The sequence below is a fragment of the Nocardia sp. CDC160 genome (assembly GCF_035818795.1).
GTDB lineage: Bacteria > Actinomycetota > Actinomycetes > Mycobacteriales > Mycobacteriaceae > Nocardia.
The window spans coordinates 147,235-173,870 of record NZ_JAYKYT010000004.1 but is presented as its reverse complement, the minus strand read 5'-3'; the positions used below and the strand labels follow the sequence as shown (position 1 = coordinate 173,870).

General features: G+C 69.8%; 15 protein-coding genes. 5 read left to right on the top strand and 10 right to left on the bottom strand.

Features of this window, described 5'->3' with window-relative positions; translation table 11 throughout:
* Positions 1-13: 13 nt before the first annotated feature.
* Positions 14-538, bottom strand: a complete 525-nt coding sequence (locus VMT40_RS22115; RefSeq protein WP_326360500.1) for a hypothetical protein — start codon at positions 536-538, stop codon at positions 14-16.
* 233 nt (positions 539-771) lie between these two features.
* On the opposite strand from VMT40_RS22115, the gene VMT40_RS22110 reads away from it, so the two are divergent.
* Positions 772-1,815 carry an alpha/beta hydrolase gene (locus tag VMT40_RS22110; RefSeq protein WP_326360498.1) on the top strand — a complete coding sequence of 348 codons (1,044 nt, stop codon included), beginning with the start codon at positions 772-774 and terminating at the stop codon, positions 1,813-1,815.
* A 52-nt stretch (positions 1,816-1,867) separates the two neighbouring features.
* Positions 1,868-2,329, top strand: coding sequence for a phage tail protein (locus VMT40_RS22105; RefSeq protein WP_326360497.1), 462 nt, complete (start codon positions 1,868-1,870; stop codon positions 2,327-2,329).
* Here the strand turns inward: VMT40_RS22105 and VMT40_RS22100 are convergent.
* Together VMT40_RS22100 and VMT40_RS22095 are read right to left on the bottom strand one after the other, a co-directional pair.
* On the bottom strand, positions 2,313-3,197 hold the full coding sequence (locus VMT40_RS22100; RefSeq protein ID WP_326360496.1) for an EamA family transporter: 885 nt from the start codon (positions 3,195-3,197) through the stop codon (positions 2,313-2,315). The genes VMT40_RS22105 and VMT40_RS22100 overlap by 17 nt on opposite strands.
* Positions 3,198-3,224: 27 nt before the next feature.
* A complete protein-coding gene (locus VMT40_RS22095; protein WP_326360495.1) occupies positions 3,225-3,554 on the bottom strand; it encodes an ArsR/SmtB family transcription factor in 330 nt (109 codons plus the stop codon).
* Positions 3,555-3,737: 183 nt separating this feature from the next.
* Here VMT40_RS22095 and VMT40_RS22090 point away from each other — a divergent pair, with 183 nt between their 5' ends.
* Both VMT40_RS22090 and VMT40_RS22085 read left to right on the top strand, forming a co-directional pair.
* Positions 3,738-4,427 (top strand): M23 family metallopeptidase, encoded by a 690-nt coding sequence (locus VMT40_RS22090; protein ID WP_326360494.1) that lies wholly within the window; start codon positions 3,738-3,740, stop codon positions 4,425-4,427.
* A 306-nt stretch (positions 4,428-4,733) separates the two neighbouring features.
* Complete coding sequence (locus tag VMT40_RS22085) at positions 4,734-5,792, top strand: hypothetical protein (protein WP_326360493.1); 1,059 nt, start codon at positions 4,734-4,736, stop codon at positions 5,790-5,792.
* On the opposite strand, the gene VMT40_RS22080 is transcribed toward VMT40_RS22085, so the two are convergent.
* Complete coding sequence (locus VMT40_RS22080) at positions 5,743-6,069, bottom strand: hypothetical protein (RefSeq protein WP_326310752.1); 327 nt, start codon at positions 6,067-6,069, stop codon at positions 5,743-5,745. The two genes, VMT40_RS22085 and VMT40_RS22080, sit on opposite strands and share 50 nt — an antisense overlap.
* A 198-nt stretch (positions 6,070-6,267) precedes the next feature.
* Between VMT40_RS22080 and VMT40_RS22075 the strand changes: the two genes are divergently transcribed.
* Positions 6,268-6,603, top strand: a complete 336-nt coding sequence (locus VMT40_RS22075; RefSeq protein ID WP_040813164.1) for an RNA polymerase-binding protein RbpA — start codon at positions 6,268-6,270, stop codon at positions 6,601-6,603.
* Positions 6,604-6,666: 63 nt separating this feature from the next.
* Here VMT40_RS22075 and VMT40_RS22070 read toward each other — a convergent pair whose 3' ends face one another.
* The 6 genes from VMT40_RS22070 to VMT40_RS22045 form a co-directional block, all read right to left on the bottom strand.
* On the bottom strand, positions 6,667-7,449 hold the full coding sequence (locus VMT40_RS22070) for an ABC transporter permease (protein ID WP_326361722.1): 783 nt from the start codon (positions 7,447-7,449) through the stop codon (positions 6,667-6,669).
* Between the two features lie 92 nt (positions 7,450-7,541).
* Positions 7,542-8,534: an ATP-binding cassette domain-containing protein gene (locus tag VMT40_RS22065; protein ID WP_326360492.1), complete on the bottom strand. Its 993-nt coding sequence runs from the start codon at positions 8,532-8,534 to the stop codon at positions 7,542-7,544.
* Positions 8,531-22,237 carry a non-ribosomal peptide synthetase gene (locus VMT40_RS22060; protein WP_326360490.1) on the bottom strand — a complete coding sequence of 4,569 codons (13,707 nt, stop codon included), beginning with the start codon at positions 22,235-22,237 and terminating at the stop codon, positions 8,531-8,533. Before VMT40_RS22060 ends, VMT40_RS22065 begins: the two co-directional genes overlap by 4 nt.
* Before the next feature lie 372 nt (positions 22,238-22,609).
* Complete coding sequence (lnt, locus tag VMT40_RS22055; RefSeq protein ID WP_326360489.1) at positions 22,610-24,499, bottom strand: apolipoprotein N-acyltransferase; 1,890 nt, start codon at positions 24,497-24,499, stop codon at positions 22,610-22,612.
* Positions 24,489-26,084 (bottom strand): amidohydrolase, encoded by a 1,596-nt coding sequence (locus VMT40_RS22050; protein WP_326360488.1) that lies wholly within the window; start codon positions 26,082-26,084, stop codon positions 24,489-24,491. Before VMT40_RS22050 ends, lnt begins: the two co-directional genes overlap by 11 nt.
* A 120-nt stretch (positions 26,085-26,204) precedes the next feature.
* On the bottom strand, positions 26,205-26,636 hold the full coding sequence (locus tag VMT40_RS22045) for a MarR family winged helix-turn-helix transcriptional regulator (RefSeq protein ID WP_326360486.1): 432 nt from the start codon (positions 26,634-26,636) through the stop codon (positions 26,205-26,207).

The following is a 26,636-nucleotide window of genomic DNA, read 5'->3' as shown; positions in this document are numbered from 1 at the left end:
TCCGCGTGGTGGATCAGTGTCCGAGGGACTGACAGTTCACGTACAGCCCGTCCTTGTCCATGCAGGTGTTGGGTGGCAGCGCGTTGCCGCCGTTCTGCGCGTTGGGCTGGGAGTTCGCGGAATTGCCCTGAGCATTGGTGCCGCCCTGGGTGTTTCCGCCCTGATTGGACGAATTGTTGCCGGGCAGTAGGTAGCTCGACCCGACGCCGAGCAGGCTCGAGCCCGCCGAACTCCCGGCATTCGTCATCCCGGCGATCCCATTGACGATCAGCGATTGGACAATCCCGGGAACCATGCTCGCCAACGTCTCCGCGTTCAGCCCCAGCGCGGCACTGCCCGAGGCGCTACCGCTGGCCGAGCTGCCACCGGCGGCGCTACCGGCGGCAGCGCTGCCCACCGCGGCACTGCCCAACGCCAGCGCGGGCCCCGCCAGACCGACTTGGGCGGCCGTGAGCAGCACCGGGACCGCCACCGTGGCCGCCAGCGCGGCACGCACCGGGCGCAGGCGCGGGAAACCTGTTGTCGGAGTCGAAACCATTCGAATCCTCTCTTCTCGAAGTTCGGCATCCCGGTGCGTTCATCCGGATATGCCATTGCGGAAATGGTGACGACTGCGTTTCCGAGCGCCGTTGTGTCCGCGGTGCAGTCCGCGCCGCATTTCTGTTCGCCGAGACAAAACGCACGCTCCCGCGGCTACCGATCATTTTCTTGGCGATATCGCCTTCCCTCCCACCGCGATATTTCGCGCGGCAGCAAAGAATCGAGACGCACATGCCCGCACTCATGCGACGCTCGACCACACTGTTCACCCTCTCGGCGACCGTCTGCGCCCTCTCCGCCGCCCTGGCGGCCACCTCCCACGCCGAGGCGGTCGCCCCGGACGGTTCGCGGCTGGTCTCCACCACGGCCGCCGCGCCCGCGGACTCACCGGCCCCGCCCGGCGCGACCGTGTGGAGCATCCACTCCGCGGCCATGGACCGTGACGTCCCCGTGCTCATCCAGCACCCCGCCGACGATTCCGCGCCGCGCCCGGTGCTGTATCTGCTCAATGGCGATGGCGGCGGCGAGGATTCGGCGGCCTGGGACGTCAGCTCCACCGCGCTGCAATTCCTGTCCGGCAAGGACGCCACTGTCGTCGAGGTGCTCGGCGGGCGCGGCTCCTACTACACCGACTGGCGCAATCCGGATCCCGTACTGGGCGTGAACAAATGGCGCACCTTCCTTACCGAGGAACTCCCGCCGATCATCGACGCCGCGCTGAACACCAACGGCACCAACGCGATCGCCGCGCTGTCCTCCTCGGCCACCTCGGTCCTGCAACTGGCCGAGGCGCGCCCCGACCTCTACCGCAGCGTCGCCTCCTACTCCGGCTGCGCGCAGATCAGCGACCCGCTCGGGCACACCTTCGTCAGTACCGCCGTCGCCTATGTCGGCGGCGACGCCGACAACATGTACGGCCCCGAGGGCGACCCGGACTGGGCCGCCAACGACCCCGTCCTGCACGCGGACCGGCTGCGCGGTGTGAACCTCTACCTCTCCACGGGCTCGGGCCTGCCCGGACCCCACGACACCCTCGGCGACCCCTTCAGCCTGCAAGGCCTCGACGGCCTGGCGAATCAGGTGGTGGTCGGTGGCGCGATCGAGGCCGCCACCAACCTGTGCACCCACCTGTTCGCGGCCAAGCTCGCCACCCTCGGCATCCCCGCCACCGTCGACTTCGAACCCACCGGCACCCATTCGTGGGGTTACTGGAACGACGCCCTCGCCAAATCGTGGCCGGTGCTCGCCGCCGGTCTGGGCCTGCCGCCGAACTGAGGGTTGCGCGTGTCAGCGCTCGGTGGTTGCCGGGGCGAAACATAATTCGTTCATGACCTATGCCGTGGACTTCACGAACGTTTCGACCGTCGGGCTGGAATCCTCGCCGGTCGCCGAGGCGCTGGCGGGGTTGCGAGCCAATGAGGCGCGCTACTTCAAGAACAAGTACGACCATGTGTTCACCGTCGAGCCCGCGAGCAAGGCGAAGAAGACCGTGGACTGGGTGAGCCGGATCTTGAAGGAGGAACGCGGCATCGTGATTGCCTCGCCGCCCTTGGAGGCGACGGAGTTTCAGGTCGAGGGGATCCGGATGGCCTACGTCTTCTACCAGAGCGGGCTGTCGATCAATGTGATGTACACCCTCGACGACGCGGGCAAACGCGCGGTCGGGTTCAAGCTCTCCGATGGGATGGAGGTGCCCGCGGAGTTGTCGGCGTTCAAGTTCGCGCGGCAGAAGTCCAAGCTGGCGGGGACGATTCGCGGGTCCTACTTCGTCATCAAGAACGAGTACTGATCGCGCTGAGGATCACCGCGGCCATCACCAGGGCGATGCCGCACAGTTCCGCCACCGACGGGCTCTGGGCCAGGGCGATCGCGCCGATGACGGCCGCGGTCGCCGGGAGCAGCGCCAGCAGCAGGGCGAAGCGGGCGCGCCCGACCGTGCGCAGCACCACCTGATCCAGGCCGTAGGGCACCGCGCTCGACAGCACGCCGACCCCGACGCCCAGCAGCCAGGTGCGCGGATCGGCGAAAGCGCTTGCGTCCAGGGCCATTTGGCTGGTCACCAGGATCGGGGCCAGCAGGGCGGCGGCCGCGGCCATGCCCACCGCGAGCGCGTCCAGGCCCGAACCCGCGTCGGCGACCCGCTTGCCGACCAGGATGTAGCCCGCCCACATCGCCGCGGCCAGCAGGGCGAAGCCGACGCCGAGCGGTTCGGCATCGGCGGAGACACCGGCGAGCAGATAGACCCCGCCCACCACCAGCGCCACGGCCACGAAGTCGCGGGCACGTCGCGAACCCAGGGTGGCGACCGCGACCGGGCCGAGGAATTCGATCGCCACCGCCGTACCGAGCGGAATCCGCGCAATCGCCTCGTAGAAGACGATATTCATGCCCAGGGTGACCACGCCGAACCCGGTGGCCACCAAAACCGAACGCCGCGTCCAGCTTCCGCGCCAGGGCCGCCGCCACACCACCAGCGCGACCCCCGCCGCCGCGGCCCGCAGCCATGCGACCGTCGCGGGCTCGACCGTGCCGAACAGGTACACACCCATTGCCGCACCGAGGTATTGCGACACCCCGCCCACGATGAAGATCAATGGCACCGACCATGCGGGCACCCCGGCCCGGCGCTGATTCTCGACTGCGACGGACGTACCCACGCCCGACACGGTATCGAAGCCCACCGACTAGCCGATCCCCGACCGATCCTCGCGCGCGGTCGACACGGCGGCCGAGTAGGCGGCCAGGGCGCTGGGCCAGAACTGCTCGAGATAGTCGCGCGCGTCGGCCAGACCGCGCGGATCCAGCGAGTAGAGGCGTCGATTTCCGGCGGGCCGCATCATCACCAGCCGCGCCTCCCGCAACACCTTCAGATGCTGAGAGATAGCCGAACTGGTGACTCCCAGCGCGGCGGCGATCTCCCCGACCGACTTCGACCCCTGCGGCAGGGACTCGAAAACCGCGCGCCGGGTGTCGTCGGCGAGTGCGCTCAGCACCCGTACTCCATTAGCGACCACTTACATAGAGTGCCCGCACGACGATCATCGGGTCAATACACGAGCAACCCGCGTCGACCAACGTCACCCGAGAATTACCCACGTGTCGTTATCGCACCGTGACATATCAACTGGGCTTTTGTACCGCTGTGATGGTCACAACTTCATTTCTGAACATCAGCTGAGACCTCGTACCTTCGATGCATGCCCGTAACCGTTCCGTTATCTGGACTGCGCGGAGCCGCCCGGTATCGCACGGCCGCCACCCGTGCGCTGGCCGTCACCGCCGTCGTCGGCGCCTCCCTGACCGCCCTGGCCGCCGCCGACCCGCACGAGCCCGGCGCGCTCACCGGTTACCCCGTCGCTAATGCCGCCGAGAGCGACGCGCCGTTCACCGCGTTCACCCCGCGCGAGGCCCAGATGCCGCAGGTGGTGCCGCAGCAGGTCCTGGACTTCCTCAACGGCCTGCACGCCGAGCAGGCGCGCCCGAAGACCGTGCGCCCCTCCGACGGTCCGCTCAGCTCCGGCTTCGGCATGCGCTGGGGCGCCATGCACGCCGGGATCGACTTCGCGGGCGCGTTCGGCTCGCCGATCCGCGCGGTCACCGACGGCACCGTCATCGAGGCCGGTCCGGCCTCCGGTTTCGGCCTGTGGGTGCGCGTGCTGCAGGACGACGGCACCATCGGCGTCTACGGCCACATGCAGGACATCCTGGTCCAGGTGGGCCAGCAGCTGCGCGCGGGCGATGTGCTGGCCACCGTCGGCAATCGCGGCTACTCCACCGGCCCGCACCTGCACTACGAGGTGCACCAGGGCGAGGGTCAGGGCACTCCCATCGACCCGCTGCCCTGGCTGGCCGCCCGCGGCATGAACGTCGGCATCCCCACCGACTGACACGCGACCGGCCGACCGACCCGCGACCACACCGAGCGATCGGCGACGCACGGCCCGCGCCGCCGGGCCGATCCGCGAGCCGCTCCGGGCACCGATGAGGGGTGCACGGAGCGACTCGCGCGGCGAGACGGACGGATCGATTCGCGCGGCACGGTCCACGGATCGGCTTGCGCGCCAAGTCCGTTCGCGGTCATCGATGACAGCCTCGGCTCATACCGCCGAGGCTGTTCTCATACCCGGGTACTACGTGCCGACCCCACCGTCGGGGGACGTGGCGTGCGGTGTCGCGCTCCTAACGTCACCGTCATGACCACGCTCGATCGTCCTTCGCTCGTGCCGACCACCCTTCCGCTCCCCGACCGTCGTCTGCACCGCCCGCTGCTGGCCACCACCGCCGCCATGGCCGCGTTGGCGCTGTTCTCCTTGTGCGCCATGGCCTTCGACGATCGCATGCTGCTCGGCGAATCGGTCTGGCTCAAACCGCTCAAGTTCGCCGTCGCCTTCACCCTCTACTGCGGCACCCTGGCGTGGCTGCTCTCGTTCCCGCATCGTGGCCGCCGCCTGACCTGGTGGATGGGTACCGTCTTCGCCGCCACCGGGGTCGTCGATGTCGGGTTCATCGTGCTGCAGGCCGCGCGCGGCACCTTCAGCCATTTCAACACCCAGCACGACACGGTCAACGACATCGGCCAACAGGTCTTCGCGTCCGGTGTGCCCGGCTTGTTCCTGGCGAATCTGGTGATCGCCGTGACGCTTTCGTGGCAGCGCGTGACCGACCGCCCCACCTCGATGGCGATTCGCGCGGGCCTGGGCATCGCGGTGTTCGGCATGGCGCTGGGCTACACCATGGGCTTCAGCGGCAAGCAGCAGACAACCGACGCCTACGGCCACCCCGTCACCCTCAACGGCGGGCACACCTTCCTGCACGGGCAGCCCGAGGTCCGCGACGGCGTCGCGGGCATGCCGGTGACGCACTGGTCCACCGCGGGCGGCGATCTGCGGGTCGCGCACTTCGCGGGCCTGCACGGCATTCAGCTGCTCATCGTGGCCGCCATCGTGTTGGCGCGGCTGGCGCCGAGCATCGGCTGGCTACGCACCGAACGCACCCGTACCCGCCTCATCGGCGTCCTGGCGCTCGGTTACACAGGTGTGGTGGCGACACTGGTGTGGCAGGCGTTGCGCACGCAGCCGGTGACCCGACCCGACGGTGAAACCCTCACCGCCCTCGGCCTTGTCGCGGCGCTCACCGCCCTCGGGGTCGGACTCGTCTACACGCTGAGCACCCGCGAGCGCGCCACCGGCCGCCACGCCGCGCTCAGCGCAACCGTTCCGCCTCGCGCGCCAGTGCCACCAATGTCGCGGTGAGATCGGCGAGTTCGATCATCTCGGCCCCCTCCGCGACGGCCGTGGCCACGTCCTCGGCCGCGCAGCGGGCCGCGAACCAGCGATCGGACAGGTCGGCGACCTCCTGGGCACTCAGTACCACCGAATCCTCGGGAATACCGGTGCCCTTCACGCTGTTTCGATGTTCGTACGCCCGCTGGCGACAGGATTGTCGGCAATATCGCCTGCGGCGTCCGATCTCCGATTCGGCGATCTCCCGCCCGCACCACTGGCAGCAGGACAGCACGCGTCGAGACATGGTCCGTCACCTTAGCGCTTTGCGGCCGCGACCGGGCGGAAGGGCACGCCGCAGCAACCCGGCCGCGCCGGACGAGTAGGATGGCAGGGTTCTCCTCTGCGGGAACCTCCGCGTTCGTGTCTGCGTTGTAGTGACGTAGCGCAGATGCAGAAACACTTGTTGTAGAACATTGCCGACAGGCGAGAAGGGACCGCACTCATGGCAGATCGCGTACTCCGGGGCTCTCGGCTCGGAGCGGTGAGCTACGAGACCGACCGCGACCACGACCTGGCCCCGCGTCGGATGGCGCGGTACCGCACGGACAATGGCGAGGAATTCGACGTTCCGTTCGCCGATGACGCCGAAATCCCGCCGACCTGGCTGTGCCGCAACGGCCAGGAGGGCATCCTCCTGGAGGGCACCACCCAGGAGCCCAAGAAGGTGAAGCCGCCGCGCACCCACTGGGACATGCTGCTCGAGCGCCGCAGCAAGGAGGAGCTCGAGGAGCTGCTTCAGGAGCGCATGGAGCTGATCAAGAACCGCCGCCGCGGCTGATCACAGCGACACGACAAAGCCGGGTCCCGCACAGTCTGTGCGGGGCCCGGCTTTTTTCGTCTCTCAGTGGCTGGCCACCTTCCGGTACTGCAGCAGCGCGATCGGCACCGCGACGGCCAGGATCGCCAGCGAGCAGTAGATGGAGTATTCGACGCAGTGTTCGGCGGGCCACCCGGTGGCCGGTTTGAAGATCGGCGGGGCCCCGTTGTCGAACAGCTTGCGCCCCGCCGCCGACACGGCGGTGATCGGATTCCATTCCGCGACGGTCTTCAGCGGCCCCGGCAGTGTCTCCCCGGAGATGAAGGCCGAGGAGATGAAGGTGAGCGGGAAAAGCCAAATGAGCCCGGCACTTTGGGCCACTTCGACACTCGGCGACATGAGCCCGGTAATGGCACCCACCCACGACATGGCGAACGCGAACAGCAGGATGACCCCGAAGGCCAGCACCGCGTCCATGATCGCGCCATTGATCCGCCACCCCACCACGTACCCACAGGCGACCATGACGGCCAACGCCAGAATGTTGACCACCAGATCCGAGAGCGTGCGCCCCATCAGCACCGCCAGCCGCGACATGGGCAGCGTCCGCATGCGGTCGATAATGCCCTTGTGCAGGTCATTGGCCAGCCCGACGGTGGTGAACGCGGCATTGAAAGCCACTGTCTGCGTGAAGATTCCGGCCAGCAGGAATTCCCGATACTGGCTCCCGCCCAGCGAGGCCCCGAAGATGTAGGCGAACAGGAACACGAACATCAGCGGCTGAATCGTGGCCGTCACCAACAGGGTCGGCACGCGCAGAATGGTCAGCAGGTTGCGGTACGCGACGATGGCGCTGTCGCGCACCACCCGGGGTAGCAGTATCGCGGGCCCCTCGGCGCGATGGCGGCCGTGGACGGCCTCGGCGGTAGGAGTGGCGGCGGGCTCGGCGGGGACCGTCGTCACGACAGAATCTCCTCTTGGACGGGCTCGGCGGTGGGCGCGGGGGCTTTACGGTCGGCGGATTTGCCGGTGAGGGAAAGGAATACGTCGTCGAGGCTGGGCCGGTGCACGGTCGCGTCGATCACGCACACCCCCGCGTCGTCGAGTCGGCGCAGGGCCTCGACCATGGTGCGGGTCCCGTCCCCCACCACGACGGTGACCTCGTCGGCGCCCTCGTCGGTTTCGGGTTCTCCGATGCCCACCCCGGCCAGCACGCGCCGCGCGGGCGCGGGATCCTGTCCGGCGGCGAGGGTGACGGTGAGCTTGTCGCCGCCGATGGAGGTCTTGAGTTCGTCGGCCGATCCGCGGGCGATGACGCGGCCGCGGTCGATGACGGTAATGCGGTCGGCGAGGAGGTCGGCCTCCTCCAAATACTGGGTGGTGAGCAGCACGGTGGTGCCGTCGTCGACGAGTTCGCCGATGACACGCCACATATCGAGGCGTCCGCGCGGGTCGAGTCCGGTGGTCGGCTCGTCGAGCACGACCACCGGGGGTCTGCACACCAGCGCACCGGCGAGGTCCAGTCGCCGGGCCATGCCGCCGGAGTAGGTGCCCGCCCGCCTTCCGGCCGCGTGCTCGAGTCCGAGCGCGGCCAGCAGTTCCTCGGCGCGCGCGGCGGCGCGCTTGTGGTTCATTCCGTACAGCCGCGCCACCATGCGCAGGTTCTCGAATCCGGACAGATTCGCGTCGACGGCCGCGTACTGGCCGGACAGCCCGAGCCGGGTGCGTGCGCGGGCGGGATTCTTCAACACATCCACGCCCGCCACGTACACCGATCCCGAGGACGGGCGTAGCAAGGTGGTGACAATGCGGACCGTGGTGGTCTTGCCCGCGCCATTGGGCCCGAGCAATCCCATCACGGTGCCGGACGGGATCGCCAGATCGATCCCGTCCAGGACCCGCACCTTGCCGTAATACTTCACCAGCCCTTGAACTTCCACCGCGAGACTCATGCCTTCCCCTCCCGCCGGGCATCGATCGCCGCCAGGTGTTCCCGCAGTACCGGCCCGATGACGGCGAGGGATTCGGGCGTGGTCATACCGGCGTGCGTGCAGCGCACCAGTTGGTCGTGCACGGCACCGGTGACATACGGCTCCCACGCGGCGGCGCAGCGCTCCGGGTCGGCACGGTTGATCTCGTCGTCGGCGGCGGTGAAGAACAGCAGATCGCCGTCGAAGACGTGGGGTTGGAAGCCGTGGGCCTGCTCGGCACCGTTCTCGTACCCGGTGTAGAGCCGTTCCAGGTGTTCCACGGTCAGCGCCGCGAACGGCCCGGATCGCGAGCGCAGCAGCTCGGCCGCCTCGTGCAGGGTCATGCGCGGATCGATATCGGCGTCACCGCCGAGCAGATCGCTGCCGAATTCGGCGATGATGGCCGACACCGACGGCACCGCCGTCTCCAGCCATTTATCGGAAAGCTGGTAGCTGTCCATGAGTCCCAGCAGCGCGACCTCGTCGCCGCCCTGCTGCAGCTGCACGGCCACCTCGTGGGCGATGAGCCCGCCCAGCGACCAGCCGATCACATGGTACGGCCCTTCCGGCTGCACCGACTTCATGTGCGCCACATAGTATTTCGCGGCCTCGGCGATGGTGCGGTGGCTTTCCTCCCCCGCGACGTGCGGGGCCTGCAGCCCGTACACCGGCCGCTCGTGCGGCAGATGCGACAGCAGTCCGGCGAAGCACCACGACAACCCGATCGCCGGGTGCACGCAGAACAGCGGCGGCACGGTCGAATCCGGCGCGGCGGGCCGCAGCGGCAGCACCGCACCCAGGGCCGCGGCCAGCGCGGCCCCCGCATCGCCCTTGGCGTCGGCGAGGCGGGCGGCGATGGCGGCCGGGGTGGATTCCCCGAACATGGCCTGCACCGGCAGGTCGATGCCCTCGGCCCGCAGTGCCGCCACCACCTTGGTGGCCAGCAGGGAGTTGCCGCCCAGTTCGAAGAACCCGTCGTCCGCGCCGACCTGTTCGATGCCCAGCACCTCGGCGAAGGCGGCACACAGCGCCGCCTCGATCGGGGTGGTCGGGGCCCGGTAGCCCTCGCGGGCCGCGAACACCGGTTCCGGCAATGCCTTTCGATCCAGCTTGCCGACCGGCGAGAGCGGCACCCGATCCAGCAGCATGATCGACTGCGGGACCATGTAGTTGGGCACCAGTTCGGCCACGTGCGCGGTCAATTCGGCCGTGGTCGGCGCGGTCCCGGTGCGCGGCTTCACATACGCCACCAGCGCGGTGGATCCGGCCGGGGTGCGATGCCCGATGGTGGTCGCGAATTCCACCGCCGGATGCTTGGCCAGCGCGGCGTCGATCTCACCGAGTTCGATGCGGAACCCGCGGATCTTGACCTGGTGGTCGGTGCGGCCCACGTATTCCAGATCCCGTGCCTGCCCGCCGCGTTCGAGCCAGCGCACCAGGTCACCGGTCCGGTACATGCGCTCGCCGGGTTTGCCGAACGGGTTGGCCACGAACCGTTGCGCGGTCAGCCCCGGCCGCCGCAGGTAGCCGCGCGCCAGGGCGGCACCGGCCAGGTGCAGTTCGCCGGTGACCCCGGCGGGCGCGGGATGCAGCCGCGCGTCGAGCACGGTCGCGCCGACACCGCGGATGGGTCCGCCGATGGTGATCTGCGCGCCCGGTGCCATGGGCTGCGAAATCACCGTCACGATGGTGGTTTCGGTGGGCCCGTACACGTTGTAGAGCTTGCGGCCCGGGGCCCACCGGGTGACCAGATCCGGTGGCAGCGCCTCGCCGCCGACCAGCACGTGCCGCAGCGCGGTGACGCCGGTCGGGTCGACGGTGCCCAACGCCGAGGTGGTGATGAAGGCGTGGGTGATGCCCTCCTCGATGAACACCTGCCCCAGTTCCTGCCCGCCGACCACACCGGGTGGGGTGATCACCAGGGTGGCCGCGCCACCGAGGGCGAGCAGCAGGTCGAGCATGGCGGCGTCGAAACTCGGTGTCGCGAAGTGCAGGACGCGGCAGCCGGGTCCGACGTCGAAGCGGTGCGCGGTCTCGGCGGCGAAGTTGGACAGGCCGCCGTGGGTGACGACCACGCCCTTGGGGATGCCGGTCGACCCGGACGTGTAGATCACGTATGCCGGGTTGTCCATGCGCAGCGGCACGGTCCGTTCGGCGTCGACGATCGGCGAGTCCGAGGTCGCCAGCACTCGCCGCCGGAACGACGGCGCGTCCAGCACGGTCCAGTTGGCCCCGTCGGGCATGCGCTCTCGATACGAGGACAGCGTGATCCCCACGGCCGCACCGGAATCCAGCAGCATGTGGCTGATGCGCTGTTCCGGGTAGTTGGGGTCGACGGGCACGAACGCGGCACCGGCCTTGGCGATGGCCAGCATGACCGCCACCGATTCGGCCGACCGCGGAATGCCCATGGCCACCAGGGTTTCGGGCCCGACGCCGTAGCCGATGAGCACGCGCGCCAACCGGTTGGTCCACCGGTCGAGCGCGTCGTAGGAGATCTGGGTGCCCGCCGACCGGACCGCGATGGCCGATCGGTTGAGGTTGGCGGCGGCTTCGAACACCTCCGGGAAGGTGATGGGCAGCCCGGGTTCCGCTCCGCGTACGGGGGCCAGCGCCGACCATTCGCCGGAGTCGAGCAGTTCCAGATCGCCCACGGCGGTGGCCGGATTCGCGGCCGCCGCGCCGAGGAGGCGGACGAAGCGTTCGGCGAGCCGGTGGGCGGTGCGCTCCTCGAACAGGTCGGCGGCGTAGTTGACCGAGACCGTGATGCCGTCGGGTTCGCGCTTGTCGGTCCAGGATTCGGTCAGCGTGAACTGCAGATCGAATTTGGCGATGCCCGGGTCGGCGTCGTCGGCCTCGATGCGCATGCCCGGCAATTCGAGGACCCGCACCGGCTGGTTCTGCACCGAGAGCATGACCTGGAACATCGGGTGATGCGCCTGCGAGCGCACCGGATTGAGCACCTCGACGAGTCGCTCGAACGGCACGTCGGCGTGCGCGAAGGCCTCGAGGTCGGTGTCGCGGACCGCGCGCAGCAGGTCGGCGAACGCGGCCCCGCCCGCGATGTGGGTGCGCAGCACCAGCGTGCCGACGAACATGCCGACCATGCGGTCCAGTGCCGGATGTCCGCGCCCGGCAATGGGTGTGCCGACGGTGATGTCGTCGCCGGAGGTCAGTCGATGCAACAGCGCAACGAGTGCGGCGTGCAGCACCATGAACATGGTGACGCCGTGTTCGGCGGCGAGGCTTTGCAATTCCCGGTGGGTGAACGCGTCCAGCTGGCATTCGACGGTGCCACCGCGATAGCTCGGCACCGGCGGCCGTGGCCGGTCGGCGGGCACGGCAAGCAGTTCCGGGATGCCGTCGAGCGCGCGCCGCCAGTAGTCGAGCTGGCGGCTGATGACCGATTCCGGATCGTCCTCGCGGCCCAGCACATCCTGCTGCCACAGCGTGTAATCGGCGTACTGGATGGGCAATTCGGGCCATTCGAGGGCCTGCCCGCCGCTGTGGGCGCGGTAGGCGGCGGCGACGTCGGCGGCCAGGGGTTGCAGCGACCAGCCGTCCATGGCGATGTGATGCACGACCAGCACCAGGATGTGTTCGGTCTTGCTGTCGGTCAGCCGCAGCAGCGCCGCCCGCAGCGGAATGCTGGTGGCCAGATCGAACCCGTTGGCGGTGACACGGCGGATCTCCTCGGGCACTTGGGCTTCCGAGACCGTGCGCAGCGGCAGGGTGACCGCCGCGTCGCCGGGTTCCAGGATCTGCTGGCAGGGTTCGCCGTCGATCTCGGGGAAGATGGTGCGCAGGGTCTCGTGGCGACGCTGCACCTCGTGCAGGGCCGCGCGCAGTGCCGCGATGTCGAGCTCGCCGTGCAGGCGCAGCGCGACCGGAACGTTGTACGCGCCCAACGCTTCTCCGGTGCCCTGACCGCGATCCCCGGAGGCGTTGAACTTCTCCAGGAACCACAGCCGCCGCTGCGCGGCCGAGAGCGGAATCCGCGCGGGCCGGGTGCGTTTGCGCGGTTCGGGCCGCAGGTCCGTCGACGCCGTTCCGGCCTCGAGGGCCGCGGCGAGTCCGGCCACGGTCGGTGCGGCGAACACCGCCCGCACCTCGAGGCGTACCCCGGTGGCGGCGGCCAGGCGTGCCACCAATTGCGTGGCGAGCAGCGAGTTTCCGCCGACCTCGAAGAAGCTGTCGTCCGCGCCGAGGGCCTCGGTCCCGACCAGTTCCCCCATCACCTCGGCGACCAGGCGCTCGGTGTCGGTCTCCGGATCGCGGGACTCGACGGCGACGACGGGTTGCGGTTGCGGCAGCGCCTCGCGGTCGAGCTTGCCGACCGGGGTGAGCGGAATGCGGTCGAGCAGTGTGATGGCCGACGGAACCATGTGCGCCGGAAGGTGTTTGGCGCAGTGGGCCCGCAGTTCCTCGAGGTCCGGGGTGGCAGCCGGGTCGATCGGCAGCACGTAGGACACGATGCGGCGCACGCCCGCGATCTCGCGAACCTCGGTGTGGGCGAAGCGGATTGCCCGGTGACCGGTGAGCACGCCGTCGATCTCGCCGAGTTCGATGCGGAAGCCGCGCACCTTCACCTGGTGGTCGCTGCGACCCAGGTACACGATCTCCCCACCCGCGGTCCAGCGCACCACATCACCGGTGCGGTAGAGCCGCGAGCCTTCGGGACCGTAGGGGTCGGCCACGAAGCGGGCGGCGGTGAGGTCGAATCGCTCGAAATAGCCGCGCGCGCCGCCCTGTCCGCCGAGGTAGAGCTCGCCGGGCACGCCGACCGGGACCGGCCGCAGCCGCTCGTCGAGCACCAGCGCGCGGGCCCCGCGCACCAGATTGCCGATGGTGATCGGCTCACCGACGGTGAGCGGCCCGGCGATGGTGACCACGACGGTGGTTTCGGTGGGCCCGTACCCGTTGAACATCATGCGCCCGGGTGCCCAGCGCGCCACCAGTTCCGGCCCGCAGGCCTCCCCACCGACCATGACCGAGCGCAGGTGCGGCAGCGCCCAGCGTTCCCGATCGATGGTGGCCAGGGCCGCCGGGGTCATAAAGGTGTGGCTGACCTGTTCGCGGTCCATGAGCGCGGCCAGCTCGTCGCCCCCGTACACGTCCGGTGGGACGATGATCATGGTCGCGCCCGCGCCGACCGCCAGCAGCAGGTCGAAGATGGCGGCGTCGAAGCTCGGCGACGAGAAGTGCATGGTGCGCGAGTCGCGATCGACCTTCATGCGCTCGCGGATCTCGTCGGCGAAATTGGACAGTCCGCCGTGGGTGACGGCCACGCCCTTGGGTTTTCCGGTGGACCCGGAGGTGTAGATGACGTACGCCAGCTCCGCGGTCCACAGGGTGGTGGTGCGTTCGGCGTCGGTGACGGGCCCGTCGTCGAGCACCTCGAGTTCGTCGAGGAGCTCGGCATTGTCGAGCAGCAGCCAGTCGACGTGGTGGTCTCCGGCCGCGAGGTGGAGGCTCTCGGCGTGCTCGGTCATGCTGATCCCGACCCGGCAGCCGGAGTCGGTGAGCATGTGCCGCACCCGATCCGCCGGATAGTTGGGGTCCACCGGCACGAACGCCGCACCGCACTTGGCGACGGCCAGGGCCGCCAGCACCGATTCCACCGACCGGGTCAGCCCGAGCGCCACCCGGTCGCCGGGGCCCAGGCCGCGGTGAATCAGGGCCCGCGCCAGGCGGTTGGAGTAGACGTCGGATTCCAGGTAGGTGAGTTCGGTGTCGTCGAAGCGCAGGAACACCCGGTCGGCATTGAGGTGCGCGGTGGCCGCGAAGTAGGCGGCCAGGCTGCACTGCGGTTCCGGTGCGGGACCCCAGGCGGGGGTGAACAGTTCGCGTTCGACCTCGGTGCGCGCGTCGATATCGCGCACCCGCACCCGCGGGTCGGCGGCGATGGCGTCGAACACGCGCAGCAGCCGCTCGGCCAGGGTTTCCACCGTGGACTGGTCGAAAAGCTCGGCGGCGTAGACGAATTCGAAGACGCGTTGCTCGGAGTCGGCGTCGACGCCGGGCAGTACCCGCAGTTCGAGGTCGAATTTCGCCAGGGCGATATCGAGTTCCTCGGCGTGCAGCGACAGTCCGGGCAGCCGCAGCGCGGGCACCGGGGTGTCCTGCACGGTCAGGGCGACCTGCAGCAGCGGGCGTGCCCCGTACCGGCGTTGCCGGTCCTCGCCGGAGCGTTCCCGGTCGGCGGCCTGGATTTCCTCCACGACCCGCTCGTAGGGCACCTCGGCGTGTGCCATGGCGGCCAGTTCGGTGTCGCGATCGGCTTGCAGCAGTTCGGCGAAGCTGCGGTCGGGGTCCACGTCCGAGCGCAGGATCAACGTATTGACGAACATGCCGACCAGTTCGTCGAGGCGGGTGTCGGTGCGTCCGGCCACCGGGGTGCCGATGACGATGTCGCGGCCGCCGGTCACGGTGCGCAGCAGCACGGCCAGGGTGGAGCGCAACACCATGAACAGGCTGACCCCGTGCGCCCGCGCGACCTCGGCGAGCTTGTGCTGCACGGTGTCCGGGACCTCGAAGCGCAGTGCCCCGGCCCGCTGGGTGGGCTCGGCCGGGCGCGGCCGGTCGTAGGGCAGCGGCAGTTCCTCGGGCAGGTCGGCCAGCGCGGTGCGCCAGTAGGCCAGCTGGGCGGCGGCCTCGCTGTCGAGATCGCTGTCGGTGCCGAGGATTTCGCGCTGCCACAGGCTGAAGTCGGCGTACTGCACCGGCAGTGGCGTCCACGCGGGGGCCGCGCCGCCGTGGCGGGCGGTGTAGGCGATGGCCAGATCCCGGGTCAGCGGGCCCAGCGACCAGCCGTCGGCGGCGATGTGGTGCAGCGCGATGCCGAGCAGGTGGCGTCGGTTCCCGGTGCGCAGCAAGGTCATTCGCAGCGGGATCTCGCGGGTCAGGTCGAAGCCGCGGCGCGCCAGCGAGCGGAGCGCGGTGCGCGCGCCGACCTCGTCGGTTTCCACGGCCTCGAGCACCGGCAGGCAGCGCGCGGTGTCCAGGACCACCTGGTAGGCACCGTGTTCGTCCTCGGGGAAGACGGTCCGCAGCACCTCGTGGCGTTCCACCACGTCGGCGAGCGCGGCCCGCAGCGCCTCGATGTTCGGATCGCCGTCGATCCGCAGGACGAAAGCAATGTTGTAGGCGCTGGATTCGGGGGAGAATCGGTTCAGGAACCACAGTCGCTGTTGCGGCAGCGACAGTGGCACGCGCTCCGGGCGTGGCGAGTGCACAGCCAGCGCGACACGCTGCGCCCGGGGCGCTTCCGCGAGCCGAGCCGCCACGCCCGCCACCGTGGGGGCCTCGAAGATCGCGCGCACCGGCAGTTCCACACCGAATTCGGCGTGCAATGCCGCGGTGAGGCGGGTGGCCAGCAGCGAGTTGCCGCCGATCTCGAAGAAGTTGTCCTCCGCGCCGGGCGCGACCCCGCCGAGCACGGTCCCGAACAGCAGCGCGACCTGTTGCTCCAGTTCGGTTTCCGGGGCGCGGGTGGGCGCGGCGGACACGAACACGGGTGCGGGCAGCGCCTTGCGGTCGAGCTTGCCCGACGGGGTGACGGGCAGGGTCTCGAGGATGGTGAGCGCGGAGGGCACCATGTAGCCGGGCAGCCGTCCGCGCGCGGTCTCGAGGACCGCGGCCGGGTCGAGGTCGGTGTCGGCGGTGAGATAGGCGACCAGGCGCGGGATTCCGCGTTCATCGTGGTGGACCACGGTGAGCGCGAAGGTGACTCCCGGGTGCGCGGCCAGCACGTGGTCGATCTCGCGCAGTTCGATGCGGAAGCCACGGATCTTGATCTGGTCGTCGGCGCGGCCCAGGAAGCGCAGCTGCCCGGTGCCGTCGGCGACCACGAGATCGCCGGTGCGGTACATGCGTTCGCCGCGGCGGCCGTGCGGGTTGGCCGGGAAGCGTTGCGCGGTCAAACCGTGGCGGCCGAGGTAGCCGCGCGCGAGACCGGGCCCCGACAAATACAGCTCCCCCGCCACGCCCGGCGGCACCGGGTGCAGGCGGGCGTCGAGCACGAACAGTCGCATGCCGCGCACGGGCAGGCCGATGGGCACCGGCTGCCCGGCGATCATGGGTCCGGTGGCGGTGGCCGCGACGGTCGCCTCGGACGGGCCGTACATGTTGTGCATGCGCCGCGGCGGGTGCCCGGGCCGGGAATCCGGTGCGGTCCAGACCTTCACGAGGTCCTCGGGGCAGGCCTCGCCGCCGACGATGACGGCCTCGAGCTCGGGCAGGTCGTCTGCGGGCACGGTGGCCAGGGCGGCGGGGGTGACGAAGGCGTGGGTCACCCGCTCCTCGCGCAGGATGCGCGCGAGTTCCAGGCCGCCGAAGACTCCGGCGGGCGCGATCACGAGGGTGGCCCCGGCGGCGAAGCCGAGCAGCAACTCCAGCACCGAGGCGTCGAAACTGGGCGAGGAGAAGTGCAGGGTGCGAGCCGAATCGGTGACCTTGAACAGGTGCATCTGCTCGTGCGCCAGCGACGCCAGGCCCGCATTGGTGACCACCACGGCCTTGGGCTGACCGGTGGAGCCGGAGGTGTAGATCAGATACGCCGGGCCGCCGACGCGCAGCGGGTGGTGCCGGCCGGCGTCGGTGACCGGGGTGTCGGGGAACTGCGCGCATTCTCCGGCGAGCTGCTCGGAGCCGAGCAGCAGCCAGTCCACATAGTTTTTGCGGTGGCGGCCGCGGCTGCCGGGCCAGTCCGGCATGTCCTCGCGCCGTTCGGCATTGGTGATGCCGAGCATGGCCCCGGAGTCCGACAGCATGTGCGCGATGCGGTCGGACGGGTAGTCCGGGTCGATGGGCACATACGCCGCACCGGTTTTGGCGACCGACCACACGGCGAGAATGCTCTCCAGCCCGCGCGGCAGGGCGATGGCAACCACGACCTCCGGGCCCGCGCCGTGCTCGATGAGCACGCGCGCCAACCGGTTCGAGCGTTCGTCGAGTTCGCGGTAGGTGGTGTCCTGGCCGAGGTAGCGCACGGCCACCGCGTCGGGGACGCGTTCGGCGGTGTCGGTGAGCAGCCGGGCCAGGGTGATGGCGGGTTCAGCGGGGGAACCCATGATGGGCACCAGTTTCGCGGTCTCGCGCGCGTCGAGCAGCGGCAGATCGCCCACCGGGATCGACGGGTCGGCGACGGCCGCGGCCAGCAGGCCGACGAAGCGGCGCGCGATGGCCTCGACCGTGGCGCGGTCGAAAACATCGGCGGCGTAACCGAATTCGGCGGTGAGGGGGGTCGCTTCGCCCTCTCCGCGCGCGGCTGCGGCACCGACGGGTTCGTGCACGGTCAACTGCAGGTCGAATTTGGCGATGTCGGTGTCCATCGGCACGACTTCGGCATGGACGCCGGGCAATTCGATACCCGGTTCGGGGCTGCGGTCGTAGGACAGCATGACCTGGAACAGCGGGTGCCGGGCGGCGGAGCGCTCCGGGTTGACCACCTCGACCAGCCGCTCGAACGGGACGTCGGCATTGGCGAAGGCATTGAGGTCGGTGTCGCGGACCTCGGTGAGCATGCGGTCGAATCCGGCGGCCGGATCGATGCGGGTGCGCAGTACGAGGGTGTTGACGAACATGCCGACCAGATCGTCGAGCGCGGGATCGCTGCGCCCGGCGATGGGGGTGCCGATGGCGATATCGGTCGTGTTGCACAGGCGCGCGAGCACGGTCGCGAGCGCGGCGTGCAACACCATGAACGTGCTGACACCCCGTTCGGCGGCGACGGCGGCCAGCGCGCGGCGGGTGTCGGCGGGGATGGTGAATTCGACGGTGCCGCCCTCGGTGGATCGCTGGCGCGGGCGCGGGCGATCCAGGGGCAGGTCCAGCTGATCGGGCAGGTCGGCCAGGGCGGCACGCCAGTAGGCGAGCTGGCGGGCCAGCGCGCTGGCCGGGTCGGCCTCGTCGCCGAGCAGTTCGCGTTGCCACAGCGCGAAATCGGCGTACTGCACCGGCAGCGGCGTCCACTCGGGGGCGAGGCCGTCGGCGCGGGCGGCGACGGCGGTCATGATGTCGCGGGTCAGCGGGGCGATGGACCAGCCGTCGCCGCTGATGTGGTGCAGCACCATGAGGAACAGGTATTCCTCGGGCCCGGTCGCGTAGAGCGCCACCCGCACGGGGGCCTGGCTGCGCAGATCGAAGCTGTACCCGGCGAATTCGGTGGCCAGCGCGACGACGTCGGCGTCGGTGGCGTCGACGGGTTCGAGGGTCAGCGGGATCTCGGTGGCCGGGTGCACCACCTGGCAGGGGCCCTCGGGGGTGTCGGGGAAGGTGGTGCGCAGGCTCTCGTGCCGGTCCAGGACGTCGACGAGCCCGGCACGCAGGGCCGTGATGTCCAGGGGCCCGGTCAGTTTCACCGCGAGCGGCATGTTGTAGGCGGCGGCGTGCTCGGCGAACCGGTTGAGGATCCACAGCCGCTGTTGGGCCAGCGACAGCGGAATCTGTTGCGGGCGTGGCCCGGCCACGAGTTTCGGTGAGGCGTGCTCGGGGCGCGCCCCGGCCAGGCGGGCGGCCAGCGCGGTGACGGTGGAGCTTTCGAACAGGTCGCGAATGGTGAGCGAGACCCCGAGCGCGGCATTGACGCGGGCCACGGCCCGGGCGGCGGTCAGCGAGTTGCCGCCCAGGTCGAAGAAGCTGTCCTGGACACCGAATTCGTCGGTGCCGAGGACCTCGGCGAAGATGGCGGTGAGCTGGCGTTCGGCGGCGTTGCCGGGTGCGGCGGCGGGTCGGGCCGGGCGGCGCGCGCCCGCGTCGGGCTCGGGCAGCGCCTTGCGGTCCACCTTGCCGTTGGCGCTGAGCGGTAGTTCGTCGAGCACCATGAGGATCGACGGCACCATGTAGCCGGGCAGGGTGCGGCGCAGTCCGGCGGCGAGGTCGGCGGTGTCGAGCGACCCTACGCCGGGGGCGGCGACCACGTAGCCGATGAGTTCGTCCCCGCCACGACCGCGCCGGGCCACGCACACCGCGCGGGCCACGCGCTCGTCGGCGAGCAGGGCGGCCTCGATCTCGCCGAGTTCGATGCGCAGGCCGCGCACCTTCACCTGGAAGTCGCTGCGGCCCAGGTATTCCAGCACGCCGGAGCGGCCGCTGCCGCGCCAGCGCACCAGGTCGCCGGTGCGGTACATGCGGGTGCCGGGGGTGAACGGGTTGGCCACGAACCGGTCGGCGGTCAGCGCGGCCCGGCCCAGGTAGCCGCGGGCCAGCTGCACACCCGCCAGATAGAGCTCACCCACGACGCCGGGCGCGACCGGTTGCAGGCGGGCGTCGAGCACATAGGTGCGGGTGTTCCAGATCGGTGCGCCGATCGGGACGTCGGTGGTGCCGGGCGCGCAGTGCCAGGCGGTGACGTCCACGGCGGCCTCGGTGGGGCCGTAGAGGTTGTGCAGCTGCGGGGATTCCGGGCCGGTGCCCAGGGCGGCGTGGAATTCGGCGACGGTGGCGGCGGGCAGCGCCTCACCGGAGCAGAACACCCGGGTCAAGCCGGTGCAGCCCGCGACATCGGTGTCGGTGAGGAACACCGACAGCATGGACGGCACGAAATGCGCCGTGGTGACGCCCTTCTCGGCAATGATCCGGGCCAGATAGCCCGGATCGCGGTGCCCGTCGGGGGCGGCGATGACCAGCCGGGCCCCGATCTGCAAGGGCCAGAAGAACTCCCACACCGATACGTCGAAGGTGGCGGGGGTCTTCTGCAGCACCACGTCGGAGCTGTCGAGCGGGTAGGCGTGCTGCATCCAGCGCAGCCGGTTCACGATGGCGGCGTGGGTGACGCCGACGCCCTTGGGCTGGCCGGTGGACCCGGAAGTGAAGATTACGTAGGCCAGATGGTCGGTGCGCAGGGGTGCGCGCCGGTCGGCGTCGGTGACCGGGCGGCCGTTGCGGGCGGACAGGTCGGCGACGTCGATATCGAATCGCGGTGCGCGGCGCGGCAGTTCGAGCCGGTCGCGGCGGGTGGTGAGCACGCACAGCGGGCGGGCCTGCGCGAGGATGGCCTCGATGCGGTCGGCCGGATGGTCCGGGTCGATGGGCAGGTAGGCGGCACCGGCCTTGATGATGGCGTACATGCCGATCAGCAGGTCCAGACTGCGGCGAATGGCCAGGCCCACCAGGGTGTCCGGGCCCGCACCGCGGGCGATGAGCTCACGCGCCAGGCGATTGGCGCGTTCGTCGAAGGCGGCGTAGGTGAGGGTATCACCCTCGAAATCCAGGGCGACGCGCCCGGCGGACATGGCGGCCCGGTCGGCGAACAGTCCGGCCAGGGTGCCCTCCTGGCGGGCGACCTGGGTCGAATTCCATTCGTGCAGCACGCGTTCGCGTTCCAGATCGGTGAGCACCGGCATGTCGGCGATGACCGTTTCGGGGGCGGCGGAGACGAAGCGGGCCAGGTAGTCCAGGAAGCGGCCGTGGTGCATGGACAGCTCGGCGTCGCCGTACAGGCGGGGGTTGGCCTCGAAGTCGATGTGGATGCGGTTGCCCAGGCCGTTGTAGAGGTTGATCGACAGGTCCTCGACCGGGCCGGTGGACAGCACGTTGATGGAGCCGACCAGGCTGCCGAACCGCAACTCGCTGTGGAACAGCATGAGATTGACCATGGGCCCGAAGAAGCCGCGGGTGTCGCGCGAGTAGCCGCAGTCGCGGCGGATGTCGTCGCTGCGGTAGCGCTGGTGGCGCAGCGCGCCGGTGATCTGCAACTCGATGGCGCGCACGGTGTCGGCGACGGTGTCGGTGGGCGCGAACTGCACGCGAATGGGCACCACGTTCGACACCACGCCGCCGGAACGGCGCAGCGCCACCGTGGTTCGCGCGGAGACCGGCAGGCTCAATACCACGTCCTGGGTGCCGGTGACCGCGCGCACGTACCCGGCCAGGGCGGCCACGAACAGCGCGGAGCTGTTGGTGCCGTACGCGGACGCGGCGGCCTCGATGGCGGATTCGACATCGCGGCCGATGACGGCGGTGGCGGTGCGGCGGCCCGCGTCCGAGACCACGGGCAGGGATCCATTGCTGGACAGGGTGATCGGCTCGCCGACACCGGCGAGCTGTTCGCGCCAGTAGTCGCCGTCAGTGACGAAACGGCTGGTCTCCCGGTAGCGGTTCTCGTCGGCGTAGATGGTCGCCAGCGGGGTGGCGCGCGAGACCGCCGGTTCGGTCTGGTTCTCCAGCGCGGTGTAGATCTCGGCGGCGCGGGTGGTGGCGTTCATGGCGCCGTAGCCGTCGATGACGATGTGGTGGCCGCGGGTGTACCAGATCCAGTCCGAATCCCCGACGCGCAGCACCACATTGATGGTGAGCGGGTCGTGTTCGATATCGATGGGCGAGCTGGCGTGCTCGTTCATCCACGCCATGGCGGCGGCCCGCGGATCGGGCTCCTCGCGCAGGTCCATGCGCTGCCAGCCGGGCCGCCAGGCCGGATCGACCACCTGGTGCGGGACGCCGTCGATCTCGAGCAGGCGCACGTGGCCGACTTCGCTTTCGGCGCCGAAGCGTTCGATGGCGTAGAGCAGCCGTCCCACGTCCAGATCGCCGTGGATCTCCACGAATTGCGCGATGGTCAGCGGGATGTCGGGTCGGATGCGTTGGGCGTACCAGAGGGCCGATTGCGCGGGAGAGAGCGCGAAAGGTTGAGCCGAGAATTCACCCGAAGAACATTGGTCGACACGGTCGGTGGCCAATGAACTCATCAAACACTCCGTTCTGACGCTGTAGACGCAACTCCCCGAGCCCCGAAAATCGATCAGATGGGTTCCACGGTCCGGCTTTCGCGCGCACGCGCGAGCCGTAGGACGTGGCCCACGCCCTATGATTCGGAGCATCCCGCCGAGCGGATCGGTGGTGATCTCGAGTTGCCCGCAACGAACAGCGTTGGCGGAGCGCAGATTTAATTCAGTTACCTCATGGCAAACCTCGCGATGCGCGCTTTACTCGCATAAGGGAACTGCACAAACTCGGACATACCAGTCAAACGGTAAGTCCGAGCTACGAACTGGCGAATCTTGTGTCGCCGCAGCGGGACGGCCCTCGTCGCACGTGCCCGCCGGTATTACGCCGAAAGGTTAATCAACATCCCGGCCGGTCTGTTCCACCGGGTGCATGGTCCGCCGCCGAGTGATCCCCGCCACAGTGGCAGCCGCGGCAAGAATACACAAAAGGATCTCCGGGGTGGGGCCCAATCGTGTCGCGAGTGTCGTGTTGTCGCGCAGCGGCAGGGTCGCTACCAGCGCCGCGGGCTCGAACTGCGGGGTCTGCTGCTGGATCGTCCCGTCGGCGGTGATCATGGCGCTCACCCCGGTGGTCACCGAAACCACCACGGCGCGACCGTGCTCCACCGCGCGCACCCGCGACATGGCCAGCTGCTGATAGGTCATCTCGCTGCGGCCGAAGGTGGCGTTGTTGGACGGCACGGTGAGCAGCTGCGCCCCGGCGCGCACGGATTGCTCGAAGGCGCGGTCGAAGGCGACCTCGTAGCAGGTGGCCACGCCGATGGTGACGGGCGCGCCCCCACTCGCGGGCTGCACATGCACCACGCCGTTGCCGTGGCCGGGGACGAAATAGCCTGCGCGGTCGGCGTATTCGGAGAAGTGCCGGAAGAAGTCGCGGAAGGGCAGGTATTCGCCGAAGGGCTGGATGATCTTCTTGTCGTGGCGCTCCCCCGGACCGGCGTCGCCGTTCCACACGATGACCGAATTGGTGGTGGTGCGATTGTCGTTGACGAGCACCGCGCCGACCAGGATGGGTGCCTTCACATCCTTGGAAGCCTGCGAGATCTCCTGGGCCGCATCGGCATTGCGCAGGGGGTCGATATCGGAGGAGTTCTCCGGCCAGATCACCACATCGGGCTGCGGGGCTCTACCGGCGGCGATGTCGCGGGCCAGTTCCTCGGTGCGCTTGACGTGATTGTCGAGAACCGCGCGGCGCTGGGCATTGAAGTCCAGGCCCAGGCGCGGCACGCTGCCCTGGATGGCGGCGACCGTGATCGGCCGGTTGCCGTCCTCCGGGCCGGGCAGCGCGGTCCGGAGGATCACTCCGGTGAGGGGAACTATAGCCACAAGCATTGCCGCAGCAACAATCCAGTTCCACGATGTGAGACGCGAGGCTCCCCATCTGGGAGAATCCGATGTGACCGCAGCCACTTCCGAGCTATCGGCCTCTATGCCTCGCAACCTTCGCAAAGTGCTCAGAATCAGTGCCGCCAACCCGGTTCCGGTGAGCGCCACCGCAAAGCTCACCAACGGCGCCCCACCGATCATCGCGAACGGCAGATACCACCCGTCGGCCTGCCCGAAAGCCAGCTTGCCCCAAGGAAACCCGCCGAACGGAAAACTCGCCCGCCCCCACTCGGTCAACGACCACACCGCCGCCACCCACACCGGCCACCCCGGCAGCCCCGCGACCCACCGCGTCAGCAGCCCGAACAGCCCCACATACACCGAACACGCCACCGACAACGCAATCCACGGCACCGGCCCCACATAGATCCCCGTCCACGGCAGCAACGGCAGAAAGAACGCCATCCCCGCCACAAACCCGAACCCGAATCCCCCACGCGCCCGGCACGTTCCGCGCACGGCGAGAGTGAGCACGGCAATCCCGACGGGCGCGAGGAACCACAGCGTCCGCGGCGGGAAGCTCAGATAGATCAGCAGCCCGGCCACCACGGCCGCCAGCAGCCGCGTCAACACGGGCCGCGCCGCCGCTACGGCGACCACCCGCGCAACCCGACCACGAACGCCGCCCGGCGCGGCCGTGGCGGTTCCGGGCGAAACGCCGCCGCTCGCACCGTTTTCCGATATCGCACCGGCGGCCGGGACAGCGGTCGAATCACTATTGTCCGCCGCCGACGACCGTGGGGCCGCGACGCCAGGCTCGCCGTCCGGGCCCTCGGCATGGTCTGCGCGGGGATTCGACGCGGCCGCAGCGGTTTCGGGGGTGGGGTCAGGCTTCATGGATGGTGACTCCGCGGTGCACGGTGCGCAGGCAGCGCGGGGCGGGGGCGTCCGGGGTGAGGGGCGGGAGGCCGGGGACGCGGGAGCGGGGGTCGGTGGACCAGCGCTGGACCGAGTCGGCGGCGGCCGCGACCACGAGATCGGGGGCGTCCCAAATGGCGTAGGAGGCAGGAGCTCCCGGGACGAGGGTGCCCGCGATGCCGTCGCGGACGCCGCCCGCGCGCCAGGCACCGCGGGTGGCGGCGGCGAAGGCGGCGCGAGGGGAGATCTGGTGACCTGGGGTGCGGTGGTTCACTGCGGCGCGCAGGGCTTCCCAGGGCGCGAGCGCGGTGACCGGGGCGTCGGAGCCGATGGCCAGGGAGATTCCCGCGGAGGCCATGGCGGCGAAGGGGTTCAGGGTGGCGGCGCGGTCGGCGCCCAGGCGCTGGGCGTACATGCCGTCGGGGCCGCCCCAGGCGGCGTCGAATCCCGGTTGGACGCTGGCGATCACACCCCAGGCGGCGAGTTTGGCGATCTGCTCGGGCGTGATCATCTCCGCGTGCTCGAGGCGGTGACCGCGCGCGGCGACGGCCGGACCACCCAGCGCGTCCACGGCTCGCTCGAATCCGGCGACGACCGCGTCCATGGCGGCGTCGCCGATGACATGGAAGCCGGTCTGGATTCCGGCCTCGGTGCAGGCGAGCACGTGGGCGGCAATGGTTTCGGTGTCCAGGTAGGAGGTGCCCGTGGTGTCGCGGTCGGCGTAGGGCTGCCGCAGCCAGGCGGTATGCGAGCCGATCGCCCCATCCACGAACAGGTCACCGCCGAGGGCGTGCACCCCGAGTTCCTTGACCAACTGGCGCGCCTCGTCAGCGGTACGCACGGCCTGCCCCCAGTAGGCGCGCACCTCGACACCGTGCGCGAAGTCCAGCAGTTCTCGCACGTCGGTCACCCCGGAGATCTCCCGTCCCGCGCATTCGTGCACGGCCACAACACCATTGGCGGCGGCCGCATGCAACGCCGCCCGCCGCGCGGCATCGCGCTGCTCGCGGCTCAACGCGCCCAGCGCCGCACCCCGCACTCGGTGATGCGCGTCAGCGCGCAGCGGCTCACCCCGAGTGAACCCGGTGGCCTCGGTGATCCCGTCGACCTGATCCAACAGCGCCGAGGACGCCACCGCCGAATGCGCGTCCACCCGAGCCAAATACACCGCCCGCCCCGGCGCGGCCGCGTCGATCTCTTCCACCGACGGCGGCCGTCCTTCGGCCCACCGAGATTCGTCCCACCCCTCCCCCAGAATCACGCCCTCCGGCTGCGCGGCCGCGAATTCCCGTACCGCGGCAAGACACTCCGCGAGCGACCCGGCCCCCGCCAGATCCAACCCCGTCAGCTTCAACCCCAGCGCAGTCACATGCACATGCGGATCCACGAACCCCGGTGCCACAAACGCCCCGTCGAGCTCCACAACCTCCGCATCCGGATGCAACGCCCGCCCCGGCTTGTCCAACCCCACCCACACCACAACCCCATCACTCACGGCCATGGCCGTAGCGTCAGGATTGCTCGAACTGTAGATCCGACCGCCAACAAGCAACTGGGTACTCACGAGCGCCCAGTCTGCCCCACCCCCGCCCGGCACCGGCAACCGCACTCGCCGTCTGTGACGTGTGCCCACCATTCCGCGCGGCGGCTATCCCCGGCCACGTTTTCGATCCCGGGACCGCACTCACCGAGTGAGTGTCCGCAGGGCCTCGATCAGACTCGATCCGTTCGCGCCGAGCGGTTCGAGGAAGCGGGCCTCGGCGTCCGCCCGCAGGCGCTCGGCCTCGGCCAATCGCTCCTGGCCGAGCGGGGTGAGTTCCACGATGTTCTTGCGTCGATCCTCGGGACTGCGCCTGCGCGCGAGCAGCCCTTTGCCCTCGAGGAGGTCGGTGAACTGCATCATCGTGGTGCGGTCGATCCCGAGCCGTCGTGCCACCTCGAGCTGTGAGAGCGGCGTGTCGGTCGCGTCGAGCAGTACCAGCACGGCCAGTTCGCGACTGTCGATTCCCAAGGGCCGCAAGGCTGTTCCGATTTCCTCCGCCAATCGGCCGTAGGCGTGTTTGAGGAGGTAGCCGAGGCGGGAGCGAAGCACATCATCGGGCGAAGGCGCGGCCAT

Coding starts and splice junctions, on each gene's coding strand:
- VMT40_RS22105 (WP_326360497.1), top strand. CDS start 1,868: ATGACCTATGCCGTGGACTTCACGAACGTTTCGACCGTCGGGCTGGAA.
- VMT40_RS22075 (WP_040813164.1), top strand. CDS start 6,268: ATGGCAGATCGCGTACTCCGGGGCTCTCGGCTCGGAGCGGTGAGCTAC.
- VMT40_RS22110 (WP_326360498.1), top strand. CDS start 772: ATGCCCGCACTCATGCGACGCTCGACCACACTGTTCACCCTCTCGGCG.
- VMT40_RS22115 (WP_326360500.1), bottom strand. CDS start 538: ATGGTTTCGACTCCGACAACAGGTTTCCCGCGCCTGCGCCCGGTGCGT.
- VMT40_RS22045 (WP_326360486.1), bottom strand. CDS start 26,636: ATGGCCGCGCCTTCGCCCGATGATGTGCTTCGCTCCCGCCTCGGCTAC.
- VMT40_RS22065 (WP_326360492.1), bottom strand. CDS start 8,534: ATGAGTCTCGCGGTGGAAGTTCAAGGGCTGGTGAAGTATTACGGCAAG.
- VMT40_RS22080 (WP_326310752.1), bottom strand. CDS start 6,069: ATGTCTCGACGCGTGCTGTCCTGCTGCCAGTGGTGCGGGCGGGAGATC.
- VMT40_RS22085 (WP_326360493.1), top strand. CDS start 4,734: ATGACCACGCTCGATCGTCCTTCGCTCGTGCCGACCACCCTTCCGCTC.
- VMT40_RS22090 (WP_326360494.1), top strand. CDS start 3,738: ATGCCCGTAACCGTTCCGTTATCTGGACTGCGCGGAGCCGCCCGGTAT.
- lnt (WP_326360489.1), bottom strand. CDS start 24,499: ATGAAGCCTGACCCCACCCCCGAAACCGCTGCGGCCGCGTCGAATCCC.
- VMT40_RS22060 (WP_326360490.1), bottom strand. CDS start 22,237: ATGAGTTCATTGGCCACCGACCGTGTCGACCAATGTTCTTCGGGTGAA.